Genomic DNA, 17,284 nt, shown 5'->3' on the forward strand with positions numbered 1-17,284 from the left:
AGGAGGAAGAGGAGACAGAGGAGCTATGGGACGGCCCGCGGACACTTGACCGCATTCGCGTTCAAGGCCACGCTTCCGGGCGGATTCACGTAGCGCCTGTCATGAGCTTGCCTCAAGCCCACCTCACCATCCTGCGCAAGGATGCTCACAAGGAGGTGCGCTCGTTTTTCCCCGGCGACTACGTCATCGGTCGCGGCGTGGAGGCGGATATCCGCATCGATACGCCGCTCATCTCGCGCGCCCACGCCCGGCTTACCATCAAGGAGCGCGAGTGTCTCATCGAAGACCTGGACAGCGCCAATGGCACCTTCATCAACGGCGAACGCATTGGCTCGGTCACCGTCCTGCGGCCGGAAGAGCATATCATGCTCGGGCCCAGCGTGACCCTGGAAATCCGGCAGATGCCCGCGCCGGCCGCCGCCGCCCTTTCCATCGGGGCACGGCACGAGGCTCTGCGCAAGCTGCTGCCTCCGGAATTTCTCCACGAGAAAAAATACGAACCCGGCAACGTCATCGCCCAGGGCGGCATGGGCTCCGTGCTTAGCGCCCGCGAAGTGACCATCCAGCGCGAGGTGGCCATGAAGGTGATGCTCGACAGCGAAGAGCCGACGGAGCTGATGCGTTTCATCGCCGAAGCCAAGATCACCGGCCAGCTCGAGCACCCGAATATCGTCCCCGTCCACGAGTTGGGCGTGGATGACAAGGAGCAGGTCTTTTACACGATGAAATACGTGCGCGGCCGGACGCTGCGCCAGATCATCGATGACCTCTTCGAGGCGCAGCCCGAGACGGTGAAAAATCATCCTCTCCCCCAACTCCTCACCATCTTCCAGAAGGTCTGCGATGCGGTGGCCTTCGCGCACAGCCGGGGCGTCATCCACCGCGACCTCAAGCCGGAGAATTTCATGGTCGGCGATTTTGGCGAAGTGCTGGTCATGGATTGGGGCCTGGCCAAGGTCCTCGACCCGACTTCGAATCTCGCGCTCAGCTACGATGGCCATTCGATCATCCGCACCGGTGTGCGCGAGGAGTTGCACGCCGAGGAAAAGCGCAGCGGCAATGTGCTGGGCACCCCGCAATACATGGCGCCCGAGCAGGCCTACGGTCAACACGATGACCTCGACGTCCGCACCGATGTCTACGCGCTCGGCGCCATCCTGCATCACCTGCTCACCCTGCGCCCGCCCATCGAAGGCGAGAGCCCGCGTGACATCATGACCAAGGTCGCTGCGGGTGAATTTCAGCCCGCGCGCAACGCCACCCAGGGCAGCCGGCGCCTGCCGCATCTGCCGCACGGCAAAGTCCCCGATGCCCTTTCCGCGGTGGCGTCCAAGGCGATGGCCAATAGCGCCCCCAATCGCTACCAGACCGTCCGCGACTTGCAGGCCGACATTCAGGCCTACCAGGCCGGCTTTGCCACGACCGCGGAGCAAGCCGGTAAAGTGAAACAAGGCCTGCTCCTGCTCCGGCGTCAGCGTTATCTCGTCGGCAGCTTTGTCATCATCCTCGCCCTGCTCGCGGTGTTCGTCGCGCAGCTCCAGCGCGAGCGGCGGACAGCGGAGCAAACCTTGCTGCGCCTGCGCGCCGCGGCTCCCGCGCTGGCTGAACAGGCGCGCAATTTTCTCAATCACGGCCAGACCCGTGAAGCCGTGGAGAAGATCGCCTTCGCTGTGGATCTCGAACCGGAGAACGCCGATTACGCGCGTCTTCAAGGCGATGCACTAACCGCCGATTTGCAAATTCCCGCCGCCGTCAGCGCCTATCACCATGCCCTCGCCCGGAAGCCGGATGATGCGTTCGCGCGCGACAGCCTGGCCCTCGACGAAAAAATCCTCGCCAACCATGGCGACGGCACCGCTCTGACGAAGGAAACCTTCCGCGAACTCGCCACCCTCGCACAGCAACAGAACCGTCCCGAGGCCGCGATCTTCCGCACCCTCGCCGCGACCACGCGGTAGTCCGGAGGGATGCACTCCCGCACGTCCCCCCCTTCCATGGGCGAAGGCGGTGGGCATCCGTCACCTCTGCCCGCAACCTCTGCCTCCAGTATGGGAACGCGCAGGAGCGCATCCCTCCGGTGATCCCTTCCGCGTAATCCAGCATTTACCACCGCGCCGATTTCTGGAAACTCACCCACCGATGAGCTCCCCCAATCGCCCCGTCCCCGCCGTTCCAGTCCTTGCGCTGATTCTGAATATCTTTGGCGGTCTCACCTTGCTCGCCGCTGTGGCCGTGATCGTCGGCGCCGCGATGCAATTCAAATCCAACGCCGGCAGCCTCATCGTGGCGCTGCCGATCGTGGGCGGCCTGATCTTCGCCGGCATCCTGTATCTCGCCGCCGCCGAGGTCATCCAGCTCGTCGCCCGCATCGCCATCGAAGCCGGTCGCGTGGCCGATGCCGCGGAGAAGAAGCGGGACGAAGCGCAATTCCCTCTACCACATCAGCAATGATATCCGCGGCCCGGTCACGCTGGAAGTGTTGCGTTCCCTGCGGGCGGTGAAAGGCGAAGCCCGCCTGGTCACCGGCGAGACGCTCGTCTGCCAGGTCGGAGAATCGGAATGGAAACGGCTCGCCGATTTCATGGACAAGCCGGTGAAATCGGAGAAGCCGGCAAAATCCCGCGGAACCGGCAAAATTGGAGCAGCCTGCGCCCGTCGACGCGCCGAAGTGATCGGGGCAGCGAAAGTGGCTGGCGGTCCCGGAGGGACCATGGAATTTAGCCGGTGGCGAAAGCCACCGGAACTCGCCCTCTCCACGACTCGCCCCGGCAGGGGCGGCGGAAAGAAGAAGAAGAAGGAGTTGTCGCGTCCCGCGCCCCTCCGGGGCCTTACAGAGAAAACGGACGATTCCGGTGGCTTTCGCCACCGGCTAAATTCCGTCGTCCCTCCAGGACTGCGCTCGTTCACTGTCCAGGGAAGAAGTGGGTAATGCTGAGAGTCCTCTACCGCTTTCGAGAGATGACCCCAAAAGCGCCGGAGGACAGACGCAATCCAAAACGCTGTCGCGCCAAGCCTCGCGCGATTTAATAGGTGGCCACGATCCGACCGCTGACTACCGACGCGACAAAGCCGCTCAGCGACCGTTCGTCGGCGCGTTCGGACGCGGCATCGGCGATGGGCCCTCGTAATTGCCCGTCTCCGCATTGAACGTGCGGCGCGGGTTTTGATTGTTCGAAGGTTCCGAGGAGCAACCGGCAAAAGCCAGGGTGGCGAGCAAAGTGAGGAAAAGAATCGTTTTCATAGTAGTTAGGAGTGACTGACGAATGGTCCTGGCACTAACTACGTAGCCTCGCGCCGAATGATCTTTCGCCGGCATGTTACCGCGCGGATGTGTCTCTGCGCAATGCCTATTGTTCCGGGCGAACGACCGTGATCCCGGGAGCATTCCGCAAAAACTTCACCTCGGTGTCCGGCTCGGCATCGCCGGCGATGCGGATGTTTTTCAAATCCTTGCAGCGGGCGAAGGCTTTCATCGCCACGTCGGTGATCGGTGGATAATTGAGGCTCAAATCCGCGAGGTGCGGATAGCGCGCCAGCGCCACCACACCGGCTTCGGTGAGTTGCGCCTTGACGATGGAGAGCGAGGTCAAGGTCTCGCAATGCGAGAGTTCCGAAACGCAGTCATCGTTGAACCCATCGCCCTCGAAACGCACGCTGCGCAAGGCGCGCAGCCGCGCCAGCGCCGCCACTCCCTCGGAGCTGAAGCCGGAAGCGGCGATCTTCACCGTCAACTGTTCCAGCTTGGGAAAGGTATGCTCGATCTCCTTGCACGTGCTGTCGTTCACGCCGGCGGCATTGGAGAGACTGAGCGAGGTGAGCTGCGAATGCTGCTGCCAGGAATCAATGAAGGCACCGGTGACTGCCGAGTTGCTCAAATCCAGTGACTTCAATTTCATCAGCGTCCCGAGCGGCGCGACGTCGGCGTCCTTGAGCCCGGCGGCCGGCATGGTGATCGCTTCGAGATCCTTGCACTTGCCGAGATTTTCGATCATCCCCGAAAGCACGATAAAGCCGCCGAGATAAACGCGCTTCAGCGCGCGGCACTCCGGGAAGTGCGCGAAGGCCGGCGAGCCGATCTTGTCCAGCGCTGTCAGCCCGATCTCCTCGAGCGCGGTGAGCTTGCCGATGTCCGCAAACGCCGCGTCGGTGATCGTGAGATTCGCCAGGCGCAGGTGTTGAAGTTTGCGGCACTGGAAGACCGTCTTCATCGCCTCGTCCTTTGTGTCGGTGTCATTCAACTGCAGGTCGCGCAATTCCGGCAGCGAAGGAAGCACCGCGTAGCCGGCCGGCGATGGTTTCGCGCCATTCAGCGTGAGGCTTTTCAGCGTGTGGAAGGGGCGCAGCTTTTCCATCACCGAATCCTTCACCGCGGTGCCGCTCAACGTGAGCTCCGGCACTTCGCTCAGCGAATCGAGGATCGCGTAGTCCGCCGTGGTGAGCGGAGTTTCATCCAGCTTCTTCGGACGGAAGTCGACTCGCGTGAAGGTGAGCTTTTCGTTGTCCCCCACTTCGGTGGCCGACTTGATTTCCGCCGATTCGCCTTTGCCGTGCTTCGCATAGACAAGGGCGTTGACCTCCATGAGCTTCGTGACGATTTGCTGCGAGGTCAGCTTCGTCGGCGCCGGCGTGGCTCGGAGGGCCGGGGGCAGCGCGGTCGAGACCACGGCGGGCGGCTGCAGCCATTCCTGACGGAGTGTGTCGCGCTCTCGCTGCACGCTCGCCACGTCTTCCGAAAGCTGGCGCTGCCCGAGTTTGGCTTGCGCCTTGGTCAGCAAATCCTCGCACTTCGCAAAAAGGACGCGGGCGCGATCGAAGCGCTCGTGGTCGAGGCGGGAAAACTGCGAGCGGAAATTGGCCCGCGCCAGCTTGAGCGCGGCAGGGGTGGCATCGTCATCGGTCGCCGGCGGATTGTTGCCTTTCGTGACGATGTCACGCTCGGCGGTATAGATCGCGACCTCAGCGTCATTCCCCGCTTTCTTCGCCGCCGCGAGCGGATTTCCCAAGGCCACGTAATGCTGCCGGCGCAATTCGACCAGGCCTTTCTCAAATGGTCCCTCCACATCGCGTTGGTAACTCGCCCGCCACTGCGCGTCCATGGAGGCGATCCATTTCGCGGTATCCGCGGAAAGCGTGGGCGCCGCTGGGACGGCGGGTGCTGCGGGCGCCGGTGCAGGCGTTGCCGCCGGTATGGCTGCGGCGGGGGCCACTGGCGCCCGGGCGGCCAGCGGTTTGGAAGTGGGCGGGAGCGCCACCGGTGCAGGCGGTTCCTTCGCCATGGGACGCGCCGGAGCTGGCACCGGGAGGGCGGCGATGTGTTTCTCCGAGGACAAAGGTGCGGGTGCCGGAGTGCTCGTGGCCGGCGCAGTCGCCAGACCCCGAGACAACAAAATGGGATGCGTCCGGACAGACCATCCCCCCGCCGCACCGACGACCACGGCGACGGGAATGAATGCGACCCACCACCAGGTACGCAGACGCACCGGCTCGCGGCGCGATTCAGGTGCCTGAACTGGGAGGAGGGAGACGTAATCCAGCACACCTAGCCTTTACGTCCGCATCCCCCTTCCGTGCAAGTCCCTACTCCGTGGCCTGGGTAAACATGAGTTGCGGCAGCACCTTGTGCAATTTGAGTTCCGTATCCGACGCCGCATCTTTGCCGATGTTCAGCGTCTTCAATTCCTTGCAGCGCGCGAAGGCCTTCACCGCGGCGTCGGTGACCGGCGGCACGTTGAGGCTCAGCTCATTGAGATGCGGGATTTTGGCCAGCGCGACCACGCCCTTTTCCGAAAGCTGCGCCATCGGAATGGCCAGCATATTGAGAGCATCGTTGCGCGCCAACTGCGCGACTACCTCATCGTTGATACCCGCACCACCGAGATTCAGCGTGTGCAAGCTGTGCAGCCGGGCAAGAATCCCTGCCCCCGCCGGGGTGAAACCGGAATCGGCCAGCTTCACGTTCAGATATTCGAGCTTCGGAAAGGCGTGCTCGATATTCTTGCAAATCGCATCGTCCACCCCGGGCGTCCGGTCGAGATTGAGCGAGGTCAGTTGCGAACGCACCGGCCACGCGGCGAAGGCCGTGCCGCTGACTCCGGAACCGCTGCAATCGAGCGAGTGCAACTTCGTGAGCGCGCTGAGCGGGGCGATCCCGGCATCCTTCAACTCCGTGCCCAGGAGCGAAAGTGTCTCGAGATTTTTGCAGCGGGCGATGTTCTCCACCATGCCGGAGAGAATGGAGAAACCAGAAACGTAGAGGGACTTCAGTCCGTGACAGTCCACGAGATGCGCGAAGCCCGGCGATCCGAGCTTTTCGAGATTACTGAGCTCCAGTTCTTCGAGCAGTGGGAGCTTGGTCAGGATGGCCAGGCCGTCATCAGTGATCGGCAACGTATCGAGATGCAGACTCTTGAGTTTGCGGCATTGAACGATCGTCTTCAGCGTCTGGTCGTTGGTATCCGTGGCGATGAGGTGCAACTCGTGCAGTTCCGGCAAGGCGAGCAGCAGATTGTGGCTTGCGGGGGATAGCTTGAGGTTGGCGAGGGTGAGATTGCCCAACAGGCGAAACGTCCGCAGCTTCTCCAGCACAGCGTCGCTCACCTGCTCGCCGCTCAGCGAGAGCTCGGGCAGATCGGTCAGGAAATCCAGAATCGCGTAATCGTCAGCAGCCAGCGGTTTTTCGTCCGGGTACTGCGCGGGAAATTCCACGCGGACCAGGGCGACTTTTTGCCCGGCGACTTCGGCGGACGATTTGATCTGGACCACTGCGTCCTGGCCTTTCTTGATCCACACCGACGCCCCGAGGGCGAAGAGCTTGTCGAGGATTTGCTGCTGCGGGAGCTTGCCCGGCGTGGCCTCCAACGAGAGGTGAATCGAAGGCGGGGGCGCATCGGAAACGGCCGATGCAGTGAGTGGGAGTGAGATCAACCCGGCACCTACCGAACCACAGATTGACAACCAAACGAGCGGGCGGACACGGGAAAGGAAGGAGTCCAGCATGGCACCGCTTTATGCCCAACCGCCCGCGCTCACAAGCGCACTCTTGGATTCGCGCCCAAATTTAACATGGCCCCATCTGCAGCCTGGAGTCTGCAGTCTGCCATCTACCACCCCAAGCTCACCACAATCCCCGCAATGTCATCCAAGCCATCGCGACCACGATGATGATCGCGACCACGAACCAGAGACGTTGGATGAGCGTTTGCCGCGAAGGGCCGCCGAGCAGGCGCGGCCGGTGAAAATCGTTGTCGCCGTGACCTTCGCCCGGCAAATCCCAGCCATCGAAATGCCGGTTCTCGCTCCAGCCCGACTTTTCACACGCCCCGCACTCCGGGCAGGCCTTGGCCCGCCGAGGCACATCGGCGCCGCAGATGGGACAGGTGAAGGTCAACCCCTCCATACTCAGGCCGTGAGCGCGCCGGTGACAATCTCCGCTGTCTTCTCGAGATCCGCGTGGGTGTGCGCGAGCGACAGGAAGCCCGCCTCGAATTGCGATGGCGCAAAGTAGACGCCCGCGTCGAGACACGCGTGGAAGTAACGGGCGAAGCCGGCTTTGTCGGAGCGCATCGCGTCGGCGAGGTTCCAGACTTCGCCCTCGGTGAAGTAGAGACAGAACATCGAGCCGATGCGCTGGAAGACGTAATTGCGCCCGGCCTTTTTCAAAGCAGCGCGCGTCCCGGCTTCGAATTCCGCGCCGAGTTCCTCCAGCTTCGCCCAGCCATTCACGCGCTCCATCTCGCGCAATTGCGCCAGGCCTGCGGCCATGGCCAGCGGATTCCCCGAGAGCGTGCCCGCTTGATACACCGGGCCTTCCGGCGAGAGCTGGTTCATGATATCGGCGCGCCCGCCGAAGGCGCCGACAGGCAGGCCGCCGCCGATCACCTTGCCGAGCGCGGTGAGGTCGGGCTTGATGCCGCAGCGTTCCTGATAGCCACCGCGGGCCAGGCGGAAGCCGGTCATCACTTCATCGAAAATCAGGACCGTGCCGTACTCGGAGCACAATTGACGCAGCGTCTCGAGATAACCTTCACGCGGCAGATAGAGGCCTGCATTGGCCGGCACCGGCTCGACGATCACCGCCGCGATCTTGCTCCCCTGCGCCTGGAAGAGCGTCTTCAGCGCCGCGGCGTCATTGAAGGGCAGCGTGATGGTAAGTTCCGCGAAAGCCCCGGGGACGCCCGCGCTGTCCGGCTGTCCGTGGGTGAGCGCGCCGCTGCCGGCCTTCACGAGCAGGGAATCGACGTGGCCGTGATAGCAGCCCTCGAATTTCACAATGAGATCGCGCCCGGTGAAACCGCGCGCCAGCCGAATGCACGACATCGTCGCCTCGGTGCCGCTGTTCACCATGCGCACCTTTTCGACCGACGGGATCCACTCGCAAATCGTCCGCGCCATCTCCACCTCGTAGGGATTCGGAATTCCGAAGCTCACACCTTTGGCCGCCGCTTCCATGATCGCGTCGCGCACCGCCTTGGGCGCGTGTCCGAGGATTGCCGGGCCCCACGTGCCGACGTAGTCGATGAGCTCGTTGCCGTCCACGTCCCAGATGTGGGCGCCTTCCGCGCGCTCGACGAAAAACGGCTCGCCTCCCACCCCGCGAAACGCTCGCACAGGCGAGTTGACGCCGCCGGGAATGTAGCGGCGGGCTTCGGCGAAGGCACTTTGGGAACGGGAATGGTCGGACATAAGGGAGGGCGGAAGAAAGGCAGAACATCCAACATCCAACGCTCAACATCCAACATCCAATTTTGGAGGCTCCCATAGTTCCTATTCTTCCTATTCTTCCTATTCTTCCTATTCCTCCTATCCGCAGCAGCGGTACGCTCTGCCGATAGGAATGATAGGAGGAATAGGAAGTATAGGAGCCCTGCTACGGCCCCAATTGAATATCCGCAGCCGCTTCTCCGTCTGCCATTTACCTCGTCGACTTTTTTCCCGATTCGCGCTACCCTGCTCCCGTGAAAGCGTTCCCCATCCTTTTCGCCGCGCTCCTGCTTTGTGCTTCTGCGTACGGCGGCGCAATCTCCGGTGCGGTCATTCGCGAAGAAGGGGCCATTTACCTCGAAGACTTGCTGGTCAAGCCCGCGCGCCTCGCCACCATCGCGGACGCGCCAATCTATTACCACAATGACCTGGGGCGCTATCTCGGCACCCTGCGGAAGGGCCAGATCGTCGAACTTCAGGCGATCACCGATAAAGCCTACCGTGTGCGCGGCGTCGCCCAACAGGGGCAGGTCGCCGGCTGGGTGGATCCGAAATATCTCAACCCGCTGAAGAAAGACTTCGTCGAAAATCTCAAGCAAAACGCCGCGCGACTCGAGCAAGTGAGGGCCCTCATCGCCAGGAACGAGGTCGCCATCAACATGACGCTCGAGGAAGTCCAGCAGGCGCTCGGCAAACCCACGAAGAAGACCTCGCACGTCGATGCCAGCGGACGCCAGGACGTCTGGGAATTCATCCGCTACGAGAGCGTCCCGCAGGAAACCTTCGGCCGCGACTTCAAAGGAAACCTCGTGAGCACCGTCACCTACATCAAGGTGCCCACCGGCAAACTCGCCATCACCTTTGCCAATAATCTCGTCAGTTCGCTCGAGCAAACCGAAGGCAGCATCGAGAAAGGCGCGCAGCCGAAGATCGTCTCCGCGCCGTTTGCGGTGAATTACTGATCGGCACTTTCCGCCGCTGCGGAAGCGCGCTCGTTACCCGGAAAAGACGGCGTCGTCTGCCGGTTTCGAATGTTTTCTGTGCATTGCCGGTTGACGCCCTTCGGAAGTTCGATTATTGCCCTCTCCCTCACGCACGGCGGGGTAGCCAAGTGGGAAGGCCGAGGTCTGCAAAGCGAGTAGTAATCCGACAATGCAACCAACCGCAGACCTTGTATCTATCAGCCTTCGCGGGCACTTGGCTTTCTCGCGTTGCCAAATCTACATGCCGTCTGTCTGACGAAAAATTGACAATCAGACTATGCAACCCACCGAAATTCTCCGCGAAGAGTGGCCGAAAATTGGACTGAAGAAGAGACAGCACTGCCTGACGATCTACGCGACCGGCTCAAAGAGCACCGTGCCAAGCACACTAGCGGTACGCCTTCTAGCGATTGGCTGGAAGAAATGAAGAAGCTAGAAGCAGAGGTAAAGAAGCACCCACCCAAAGGGCATGCCTTCAAGTTGAACGGTGAGAAGTGGCGTAAACGTGGATGGCTTGAATGGGCTTACCCTGCCATTGGCAAAGGTGCTGTGCTGCCTTCTGACTGGCTACCGATGGGCAACAACCTATTCAGCAAGAAAGCTCTGCAATACCTCGATTTTACCGGCTACGCTGGCAGAGGGACACAAGACCTTTACCTTACGCATGCCCGCCTTGCTTCTAACGGGCTGAAATTCTGCGTTATCCCTCATAGCCCTAGTCATCATGTGGCACGGAAACAAAACAGCGATGGCGGGGCATTTACGATGTTCTACCTATACCACGAAGCGGAAGGTGAGTGTCAGGGTCATTTGAGACAGCGCGAAGTACCTTTCTACAGCTTTGAAGCTGGCGAGCAGATGCCTACGGCTAAGCTCTTCAATCAGGCCCTTCCACAGAGAGCTTGCCCTGGCTGCCCACACTTCCCAGAGGGAGGAAAATACAGAGAAAAATCCCTGTTGACGGGCTGCCCTACCTGAACTACAAAAGCCGTCCTTTCACGACCATACGGCGGGGTAGCCAAGTGGGAAGGCCGAGGTCTGCAAAACCTCTATGAGTGGGTTCGACTCCCACCCCCGCCTCTCTCTGATACTGAGAGACTTACGACAGACTCAGAGAAGCAGCGGAAAAAACGGACTTCTCAAATAGTTCTCAAAAGTTTACGCTTCTCAAATGAAAGCGAAACCCGCACGGGCTACTTGGCCTAGAGTCACAGCAAAGCGAGCAAACGGAGTGAACGGCTGGAAGATCGATGCACGGAAGACCAAGGCCACCTATACAAGGTGCTCACCAAGAAACGAAACGTACACAAGGGGTATAGGCTGCCTGAGTAATTCCACGCGGCAGAAAGTAAAAGAGCAGCAGAGCAGTTGTGAGAAAACTGAGCAAATAGAGCTTGGCCTACCCCGCGCCCTTATGACAATATCAACGCGTGTTTTTCTCACCGCTTTCAGAAACAGCTAACACGAAAGAACGCACCTACACTTATTGCACTCGTATTGCGCAGGGCACTATTTGTATTGCTCTGCTGTATGTGATCATTGTCGAATGGCAATTTTACCGTGGGACTGCTCGTTTCTTACCGGGCGCGGAAATCCGCCCGATGTCCACCGCCGCTAAACTGGGGTTTGCAGGCTTCGGCTCAATTTTAGTCGGCGGTGCTTGCGCGTTGGGTGCTATGATTTCCGGTGTTTCGCAACGCCGATGGTCACGCATTTTATTCGCTCTCGCTCTCCTTGCGGCTACTTGGATTCCGTTAATAGCTGGGTATTGGATGTTCCACTATATAGTAGAGCTACGAAAGTTAGTGCTCGAAGACTGAAAGATTTCTAATAGCACAGAAGGAATCTTTTCTAAGTTGTTCTCTGCCTGGGGTTAACGAGCCAGCTTGGGAAACTTGAACGGGCAAGGTTTTAAAATCTAAACGTCAATGCCATCCATGCAAAGCGCGCCCGTTGGTGCGCAAGCCGTAGCTTTCTATAGCTTCCTGAGAAAGCCACAGCATTGCGTACCTTTGCACTGTAGTTTCGCAACCCGGCACATGATTGAGAAGCCATAGAGGCTTGTAGAGAAAATCAATCGCCGAAGAATATGCTTTATACTCTTTTGGGTTATTACCCAAGTGATACCGGGTAACTGGCCCTATTGATAAAGGATAGATTATAAGCAACACTACCAGAACTATTAAAGCCATTCGGGAAGTGTTCATGGTACATTATCCCTCTCCCTATGCTTTAGCCAATTGTCCTACGATAAGAATTGCTACGCCCAATAGAGCTGCACCAATACCCGCCCCAAATACGGTTAGAAGACCGAGAAGAAGGTAGCCGTTCTGAAAGCTGTTAGTCTTATCGTCTAAAGACCTTTTGGCCCACTGTGAACCTATGGCCATAACAAGCCCGGCTGCCAAGAAAAAGATACCTGCTGTCATTTAACGTGTCCTTTCATTCATGCGCAATTAAGAAACCCTACGATCATGGCAGCACTTTCGCAAGCTTTTGACATTGCCCCGGTGGGTAAATGTCAGACACACCCACTTACCAGCACAGCGCGGGATACTACGCGAAGCTCTACGACGTTGCAGAGCGGACAATTTACCGATGGATTACCGTATCAGAAATCTACGGTGTTGGTGCTGGCTTATTCCCTAACGCTGCCACCACAGACGCAGCATTTAACGAAGTGAACACCCTGCTATTCGATCAATGGGGCAATACCGCCTTCTGCTCAAGTAGCAATCATTACAACCTCTGGGAAATGCAAAAGCTTATCGTCAGAGAGCTTTTGATTGCCGGTGAAGTGTTCATTGTCCTTATCAAGTCTCCGAGTGGCTACCCACAGCTTATGCTGGTGCCCACGGAGAACGTGAAACACTCAGGCGATGAAAATGATGATTCAATAGAAGGGCTTTACGTCGATGCTTTCGGGAAGGTGATAGCCTACAACATCTACACGGGTAGTTCGTATCAGAAGATTGAAGCGGGCAGCGTGATTCACTTGATGCGACACAAGCAGATTGGACAGCTACGCGGCATCGGAAGTTTTGCAGCAAGTCTTAACTCCATGAGAGACGTTAAAGACCTTCTGGCACTGGAAAAGAAAGCCGTGAAGGTACACAGCACCCTTGCTGCCGTTGTTGAACGCAAAGCAGGCGAGGCAGGCGAGCAAGGCATGTTCGGCGACATGATGCCCATAACCACAACAGGCGAGGCAGCAACCGCACCTACAAACATTGGGCTAGAGAAGGCTTTCCCTGGTGCCGTGGCCTGGCGAATATGATTTGCCGCTTATCATGGTGAAGGCGGGCAAGTTTAAGGAGATTGAGCCCGGCACCCATGTATATGAGGGCTCTTTAGCCGTTAGCGTGCTTACACAGGCAGACGACGTAAGCGATGCCCTTACCACGCATGATAACACCGTGGCTGCCATGTACGATCTAATGGCTAATCAGGATGCCCTGCTTTCAGCCGTAAACGCCACAGGTGGACGTTTTCACCTGTGGGCTTTCTACAATATCCGCTAGGGTTGGATAAAGGATAATAGGTGCTGGCAGCCGTAGAGCTTGAAAGGTAGGGCACCAGGGCAGAGCTTGTGAGGAAATCCCCGCCAATGGTAATTACATTGCCAGAGGTATTCACCGAGATAGAGCCGGTGCCCTCAAGTGTGATGTCTGAAGATGCACCGTTGAGAGTGCTTACGTACGCTGCTGAAGTGCCTACGTTCTGCGTTGAGAATACACGAACAATGAAAGGCTCTATAACCGTTGTGACGCCACCAGCCACAAAGGTAATTACGCCTTACGTTAGTGCAAGGCGAATCATATACGGTGAATCTGGCGTTTCTAGATGGCTCTACGCCGTCTATTACAGCCTTTGGCTTCTACCTACGCGCTCCCAATGATTCAACAAGCCTGGTGCGCGTTACAGCGGTTACAGCACAGAGCGGAGATTACCCTTATTCATTCACGTTTAGCCCGTGCTCCCCTACCCTTTCGGCTGTTCTTGGCAATGACCAATCAGCGAACCTGCTAGGCTTCATCACATGGACTGACGGCAGCACGATTAATTCGCTAGAGCCTTTCAACATCCGCGTAATCAATTCAAGCGTTACGGATATTAACTATGTGATGAGCTTGAACGGTCTAGAAGGTACTGTAGGCATTACAGGTAGTGGTTTAACGGTATCCACCGATGGCAACAACGTACTACTTGATACGGCCATTCAATACCAAGACTACAGCACCCCAAGCGTAGGAGAGACCAAGACTTTAACGGTAGATTCTAAGCGTCTATGGGTGATTGATTGCACACAAAGCAACGCTACGCTTGCTTTACCAGACGCCAGCACGGTAGACGGCAGGGACTACACGTTTAAGAAGGTGGACACGTCAGGCAATACGCTTACGGCTCTTGCTTCAAGTGGGCAGAAGATTGAAGGCAAAGACGGGGTGTATGTGGCAGACCAATGGGAGGCAATACACCTGCTGGCCGTCAATGGCTCTTGGCTGGTGTTGGATGCGCTCAACCTGCTTTAAGCTTATGCGAGTAAGCAAAGAGGGAGCAGCCTACATTGATCTTGGCTTAGCGATTCTAGGCGCGGTAACGGAGCCGGGGCAGTGCCGCACGCATGAGGAAATTGCGGCGTACTGTGGATGCACCAAGCAGGCAATTTCTCAAATTGAATGGCGGGCTATTCGGAAGCTTCGCAAGATCGCTCAAGGCAACCCACAGCATCCGCTTTGGGATGTGCTGGCAGAGGTTGACCGGCTCAACGGTCTACAGGGCGCTTGGGATGGCGTGTGATGCCCTGCCAGAGCATTTATTGAGGGCTGCCCGCCACTTCTCAAAACTTCTCAAAATTTCACGCAGAACAGGGCTTTTCAGGGCATTTTAGGGCTTTCGCTGATTGCGATAATTTCGGCTGCTTGATGTGGGAGGTTTTTGATACCTCTACGTTTTGACTTTCCGCCGTTTCTCCGAGGTAAAACGGCATTTTTATGGGTTGCGATTACATGCAAAGCTCACATACGAAATGTCAAATACCGGCAGCGAAAAACGGCTAAAAAGTACGCGTCTGCAAAACCTCTATGAGTGGGTTCGACTCCCACCCCCGCCTCTCCCCGGGCATGTGCGGATTCGCCGACGATTTGCGTTGTTGAGGATGCCAGCGGATAGCCTAGAGTGTCAGTTATGAGCGAAATCACCTTCAATGTCTCGCCGTGCGAGGATTCTGGCGTGCTCGTCGCTTCGTGGGATGCACCGGAGGGAGGCGGCATCACTACACAAGGCGGGAGCATGGACGAATTGCGAGCCAATGTCCGTGAAGCGGTGGCCTGCCATTTCGAGGAAGGTGAAGCGCCCGCGCGCATTCGCCTGCATTTTGCGGGCGAGGTGCTTTTGCGGTCCGCGTGAAGCTCCCACGCGACATTTCTGGCGTGCAAGCCGTCCGCGCGCTGCAGCGGCTTGGCTTCGGCGTCGTGCGCCAGCGCGGTTCTCACGTTCGCCTGGCAAAAGGTACTCTCACCGTTACCGTGCCAGCGCACGGCGAAATCGCGCCCGGCACGTTGCAAAACATCCTACGCCAAGCGGGAATCACCGTGGAAACGTTTTGCGAGTCGTTGCGGTGAAATTACACTGGGCAAAAAGAAGGTGTGAGTGCAGTGATTCACTTGATGCAGTCATTGCGACATAAGCGCGAAGGCATCCATCAGCAATTCCACCTGTTCCGCTCGGCTACATCCGCGACAAGCGCGGCGGAGCGCTTGTCATCGGAGGCAAGACTGGATCGCACTTCACTGGCCACGGTGAGTCATGGTGGGCTAAGCTCTCCGAGATAGCAGCGCTCGGCTATATTCCGGTAGAAGTCGCGATATGGCAGCGGCTCATTCCCACCGATTGGTCGCCTCCCGCTCTCGATGAAAAGGACTCATATCTTGTTCACCGCATTCAAAACGGCGAGATATGAGACTCCGAACGTCTGATAGACTTCCCAACACTTCCCAAATGGCTCAGAGAAAAGGCCTTTCCAATTGGCGAATATTTCCGAAAGCGCATTGGCGTCAAACTCAATAGACTGGCGGTTGAATGCCAACCGTCAGTCCGAAAACACCTATCGAAATCCAACCCAACCTTGCCAATGCGGGATTCGAGCGTCTGACAGCAAAGGAGCTAATGCCGAGGGCCAACAATGCCGTCCCATACGCGCAGTAAAAACCCGTTGTAAAATCAAGTTGCTCCCATCCCCTTCTCGAAGCCTCAAGCGCAATCATTCTGCAAGTCATCCCTATCACTGCCGTCTCGCTCGCGCAAAATGCCAATCGAGCCCATTCGTAGCGATTGGTCGGCAGAAAAGGCATCGTCGGAGTGTGGAAAAAACGCACCTGTTCATACCCTTTCGACGCGTGTATTCAAACCATCGTTGCCCGATTTTTCAGAGGGCTCTCGACCGGTCACAGGTGCGAGCAGGGTAACCATTCGAAAGCATCGATGGAGGAGTTCAAGCAGGTCACGTCGGCGTTCCCAGTCCGTTAGATTTCCAAAACCCCAAATCGGATCGGTCCACCACCTATCCGATAGTCCTAATAATTACGCATAAATACGCAAATTGTCCCTTGCGGGGTGCGCGGACCGGGCTTATCGATTCTATTATGTCAGCTCCATTTGGCCTCATGCTCTACTGCGATCCGGCTCGGGCCGACTTCGCTCTCCAGAAGGCGGGCGTCCCCGAGCGGAAAAACTTCCCCTCCATGGAGGATGCCCTCGACTTCGTCTCGATGATGGTTCTCGAGGATACACCGGTCACCATTGTCGATCGGGCGACCGACTCCGTGCGACACATGACCGCGCACCCGCGCTGGTAGCATTTTCACCAGCTACGCGGTTACGGTGCCTGCATGGTTTTCGGATCCAGCCTGATGAAGCTTCCCCGCTCAGGCAGCGCCGCGGTCTTCGTCGTCATCCCGGGATTCGGCGAGCGGCGTGATTTCAACACTGCGCTGGGACACCTCTTTTAATTTGTCTTCCACTTCGCGCATATCCCCGGCCTGCACCAGGCTGCGCCGCACGACTTCGGCAATCCATCGCTGAACGTCAAATGTTGGGACTCGCCTTGGGCCCTCGGAGTCTGGATTCATGCCCGGCCTTCGCTTCCGCCAGCGCCTTTGGATGTGCCTCGCAAAACGCGTAGGCGACGGCTTCTACGAGCTATTACGCGCCTCATTCCGCTACGTTTTATCAAACAAAGTGGACCAGAATAGGGCGACGCACAGAGAGCGGGCCGTGTCCGGGGAGCATTCGGGCGGATCAGGAGGAAACCGCGTGATATTTCTGAAGAAAATTTCCGCCAGCCGGCTGGCGAAGCTGCCAAATCGTCGACGATGCGCGCATTCGCTAGAATGCGCGAGATACCCACGCGCTACGGAGCGCGACAGCAAAGCGCCGCGGTTATATCCGACTCAATGCAGCAGGTAATGATGCCGTGTACAAAGCGAGCGGCTCATGCGGATCAGGCGTCGATGCTCGATCTCGGCCCGGACGATGGCCCGTCGGCTTTGGGGACGGCGGTGACGGAATGGATTTTTCATGGGGACAGTGAGATTCCTCCT

Annotated in this window: 19 protein-coding genes and 1 tRNA gene; 13 read left to right on the forward strand and 7 right to left on the reverse strand. The window is 58.2% G+C overall.

Annotation, left to right across the window (positions count from 1 at the left end):
- Positions 1-101 precede the first annotated feature (101 nt).
- The 3 genes from CFE428DRAFT_RS33205 (at position 102) to CFE428DRAFT_RS07425 (ending at position 2,929) form a co-directional block, all read left to right on the forward strand.
- On the forward strand, positions 102-1,958 hold the full coding sequence (locus CFE428DRAFT_RS33205; RefSeq protein WP_006978875.1) for an FHA domain-containing serine/threonine-protein kinase: 1,857 nt from the start codon (positions 102-104) through the stop codon (positions 1,956-1,958).
- A 181-nt stretch (positions 1,959-2,139) separates the two neighbouring features.
- A complete protein-coding gene (locus tag CFE428DRAFT_RS07420; protein WP_006978876.1) occupies positions 2,140-2,451 on the forward strand; it encodes a hypothetical protein in 312 nt (103 codons plus the stop codon).
- Complete coding sequence (locus CFE428DRAFT_RS07425; protein ID WP_006978877.1) at positions 2,396-2,929, forward strand: DUF4339 domain-containing protein; 534 nt, start codon at positions 2,396-2,398, stop codon at positions 2,927-2,929. The genes CFE428DRAFT_RS07420 and CFE428DRAFT_RS07425 overlap by 56 nt, the downstream gene beginning before the upstream one ends.
- 144 nt (positions 2,930-3,073) lie before the next feature.
- Here the strand turns inward: CFE428DRAFT_RS07425 and CFE428DRAFT_RS37085 are convergent, their stop codons facing one another.
- From CFE428DRAFT_RS37085 to hemL, 5 genes are all read right to left on the reverse strand, one after another.
- The gene (locus CFE428DRAFT_RS37085; protein ID WP_006978878.1) at positions 3,074-3,241 is read right to left on the reverse strand and encodes a hypothetical protein; all 168 of its coding nucleotides are present in this window, start codon (positions 3,239-3,241) and stop codon (positions 3,074-3,076) included.
- Positions 3,242-3,347: 106 nt separating this feature from the next.
- Complete coding sequence (locus CFE428DRAFT_RS07430) at positions 3,348-5,330, reverse strand: leucine-rich repeat domain-containing protein (RefSeq protein ID WP_131989902.1); 1,983 nt, start codon at positions 5,328-5,330, stop codon at positions 3,348-3,350.
- 247 nt (positions 5,331-5,577) lie between these two features.
- Complete coding sequence (locus tag CFE428DRAFT_RS07440) at positions 5,578-6,924, reverse strand: leucine-rich repeat domain-containing protein (RefSeq protein ID WP_131989903.1); 1,347 nt, start codon at positions 6,922-6,924, stop codon at positions 5,578-5,580.
- A 190-nt stretch (positions 6,925-7,114) separates the two neighbouring features.
- Positions 7,115-7,387, reverse strand: a complete 273-nt coding sequence (locus CFE428DRAFT_RS07445; protein WP_157447451.1) for a hypothetical protein — start codon at positions 7,385-7,387, stop codon at positions 7,115-7,117.
- An 11-nt stretch (positions 7,388-7,398) separates the two neighbouring features.
- Complete coding sequence (hemL, locus tag CFE428DRAFT_RS07450) at positions 7,399-8,682, reverse strand: glutamate-1-semialdehyde 2,1-aminomutase (RefSeq protein WP_006978882.1); 1,284 nt, start codon at positions 8,680-8,682, stop codon at positions 7,399-7,401.
- A gap of 272 nt (positions 8,683-8,954) precedes the next feature.
- Between hemL and CFE428DRAFT_RS07455 the strand changes: the two genes are divergently transcribed.
- From CFE428DRAFT_RS07455 to CFE428DRAFT_RS07505, 10 genes are all read left to right on the forward strand, one after another.
- Positions 8,955-9,662 carry a hypothetical protein gene (locus tag CFE428DRAFT_RS07455; RefSeq protein ID WP_006978883.1) on the forward strand — a complete coding sequence of 236 codons (708 nt, stop codon included), beginning with the start codon at positions 8,955-8,957 and terminating at the stop codon, positions 9,660-9,662.
- A 327-nt stretch (positions 9,663-9,989) separates the two neighbouring features.
- The gene (locus CFE428DRAFT_RS07460; RefSeq protein WP_042724553.1) at positions 9,990-10,661 is read left to right on the forward strand and encodes a hypothetical protein; all 672 of its coding nucleotides are present in this window, start codon (positions 9,990-9,992) and stop codon (positions 10,659-10,661) included.
- A gap of 30 nt (positions 10,662-10,691) precedes the next feature.
- Positions 10,692-10,763: transfer RNA gene (locus tag CFE428DRAFT_RS07465), tRNA-Cys, on the forward strand.
- Between the two features lie 350 nt (positions 10,764-11,113).
- Entirely contained in the window at positions 11,114-11,503 is a 390-nt protein-coding gene (locus CFE428DRAFT_RS37090; RefSeq protein WP_131989904.1) for a hypothetical protein, read from the forward strand.
- Between the two features lie 698 nt (positions 11,504-12,201).
- Entirely contained in the window at positions 12,202-12,960 is a 759-nt protein-coding gene (locus CFE428DRAFT_RS07475; protein WP_006978885.1) for a phage portal protein, read from the forward strand.
- 547 nt (positions 12,961-13,507) lie between these two features.
- Positions 13,508-14,215 (forward strand): hypothetical protein, encoded by a 708-nt coding sequence (locus CFE428DRAFT_RS37095; protein WP_131989905.1) that lies wholly within the window; start codon positions 13,508-13,510, stop codon positions 14,213-14,215.
- Between the two features lie 4 nt (positions 14,216-14,219).
- A complete protein-coding gene (locus CFE428DRAFT_RS07490) occupies positions 14,220-14,483 on the forward strand; it encodes a sigma factor-like helix-turn-helix DNA-binding protein (protein WP_042724556.1) in 264 nt (87 codons plus the stop codon).
- Positions 14,484-14,870: 387 nt separating this feature from the next.
- Complete coding sequence (locus tag CFE428DRAFT_RS07495) at positions 14,871-15,092, forward strand: type II toxin-antitoxin system HicB family antitoxin (protein ID WP_006978888.1); 222 nt, start codon at positions 14,871-14,873, stop codon at positions 15,090-15,092.
- A complete protein-coding gene (locus CFE428DRAFT_RS07500; protein ID WP_006978889.1) occupies positions 15,089-15,307 on the forward strand; it encodes a type II toxin-antitoxin system HicA family toxin in 219 nt (72 codons plus the stop codon). Before CFE428DRAFT_RS07495 ends, CFE428DRAFT_RS07500 begins: the two co-directional genes overlap by 4 nt.
- Before the next feature lie 1,020 nt (positions 15,308-16,327).
- Positions 16,328-16,540 (forward strand): hypothetical protein, encoded by a 213-nt coding sequence (locus tag CFE428DRAFT_RS07505; protein WP_131989907.1) that lies wholly within the window; start codon positions 16,328-16,330, stop codon positions 16,538-16,540.
- A 69-nt stretch (positions 16,541-16,609) separates the two neighbouring features.
- Here CFE428DRAFT_RS07505 and CFE428DRAFT_RS37100 read toward each other — a convergent pair whose 3' ends face one another.
- Both CFE428DRAFT_RS37100 and CFE428DRAFT_RS40340 read right to left on the reverse strand, forming a co-directional pair.
- On the reverse strand, positions 16,610-16,813 hold the full coding sequence (locus tag CFE428DRAFT_RS37100; RefSeq protein WP_131989908.1) for a hypothetical protein: 204 nt from the start codon (positions 16,811-16,813) through the stop codon (positions 16,610-16,612).
- 321 nt (positions 16,814-17,134) lie between these two features.
- Positions 17,135-17,263, reverse strand: coding sequence for a hypothetical protein (locus CFE428DRAFT_RS40340; protein ID WP_272941098.1), 129 nt, complete (start codon positions 17,261-17,263; stop codon positions 17,135-17,137).
- Between the last annotated feature and the right edge of the window lie 21 nt (positions 17,264-17,284).

Origin of the sequence: Chthoniobacter flavus Ellin428, assembly GCF_000173075.1 — a bacterium.
GTDB classification, from domain to species: domain Bacteria; phylum Verrucomicrobiota; class Verrucomicrobiia; order Chthoniobacterales; family Chthoniobacteraceae; genus Chthoniobacter; species Chthoniobacter flavus.

What these genes read in the sequence shown, in the direction of transcription:
- CFE428DRAFT_RS07475 (WP_006978885.1), top strand. Translation starts at nt 12,202, where the DNA reads ATGTCAGACACACCCACTTACCAGCACAGCGCGGGATACTACGCGAAG.
- CFE428DRAFT_RS07425 (WP_006978877.1), top strand. Translation starts at nt 2,396, where the DNA reads ATGCCGCGGAGAAGAAGCGGGACGAAGCGCAATTCCCTCTACCACATC.
- CFE428DRAFT_RS40340 (WP_272941098.1), bottom strand. Translation starts at nt 17,263, where the DNA reads ATGAAAAATCCATTCCGTCACCGCCGTCCCCAAAGCCGACGGGCCATC.
- CFE428DRAFT_RS07490 (WP_042724556.1), top strand. Translation starts at nt 14,220, where the DNA reads ATGCGAGTAAGCAAAGAGGGAGCAGCCTACATTGATCTTGGCTTAGCG.
- CFE428DRAFT_RS37100 (WP_131989908.1), bottom strand. Translation starts at nt 16,813, where the DNA reads ATGAATCCAGACTCCGAGGGCCCAAGGCGAGTCCCAACATTTGACGTT.
- hemL (WP_006978882.1), bottom strand. Translation starts at nt 8,682, where the DNA reads ATGTCCGACCATTCCCGTTCCCAAAGTGCCTTCGCCGAAGCCCGCCGC.
- CFE428DRAFT_RS07505 (WP_131989907.1), top strand. Translation starts at nt 16,328, where the DNA reads ATGTCAGCTCCATTTGGCCTCATGCTCTACTGCGATCCGGCTCGGGCC.
- CFE428DRAFT_RS07420 (WP_006978876.1), top strand. Translation starts at nt 2,140, where the DNA reads ATGAGCTCCCCCAATCGCCCCGTCCCCGCCGTTCCAGTCCTTGCGCTG.
- CFE428DRAFT_RS33205 (WP_006978875.1), top strand. Translation starts at nt 102, where the DNA reads ATGAGCTTGCCTCAAGCCCACCTCACCATCCTGCGCAAGGATGCTCAC.
- CFE428DRAFT_RS07495 (WP_006978888.1), top strand. Translation starts at nt 14,871, where the DNA reads ATGAGCGAAATCACCTTCAATGTCTCGCCGTGCGAGGATTCTGGCGTG.
- CFE428DRAFT_RS37085 (WP_006978878.1), bottom strand. Translation starts at nt 3,241, where the DNA reads ATGAAAACGATTCTTTTCCTCACTTTGCTCGCCACCCTGGCTTTTGCC.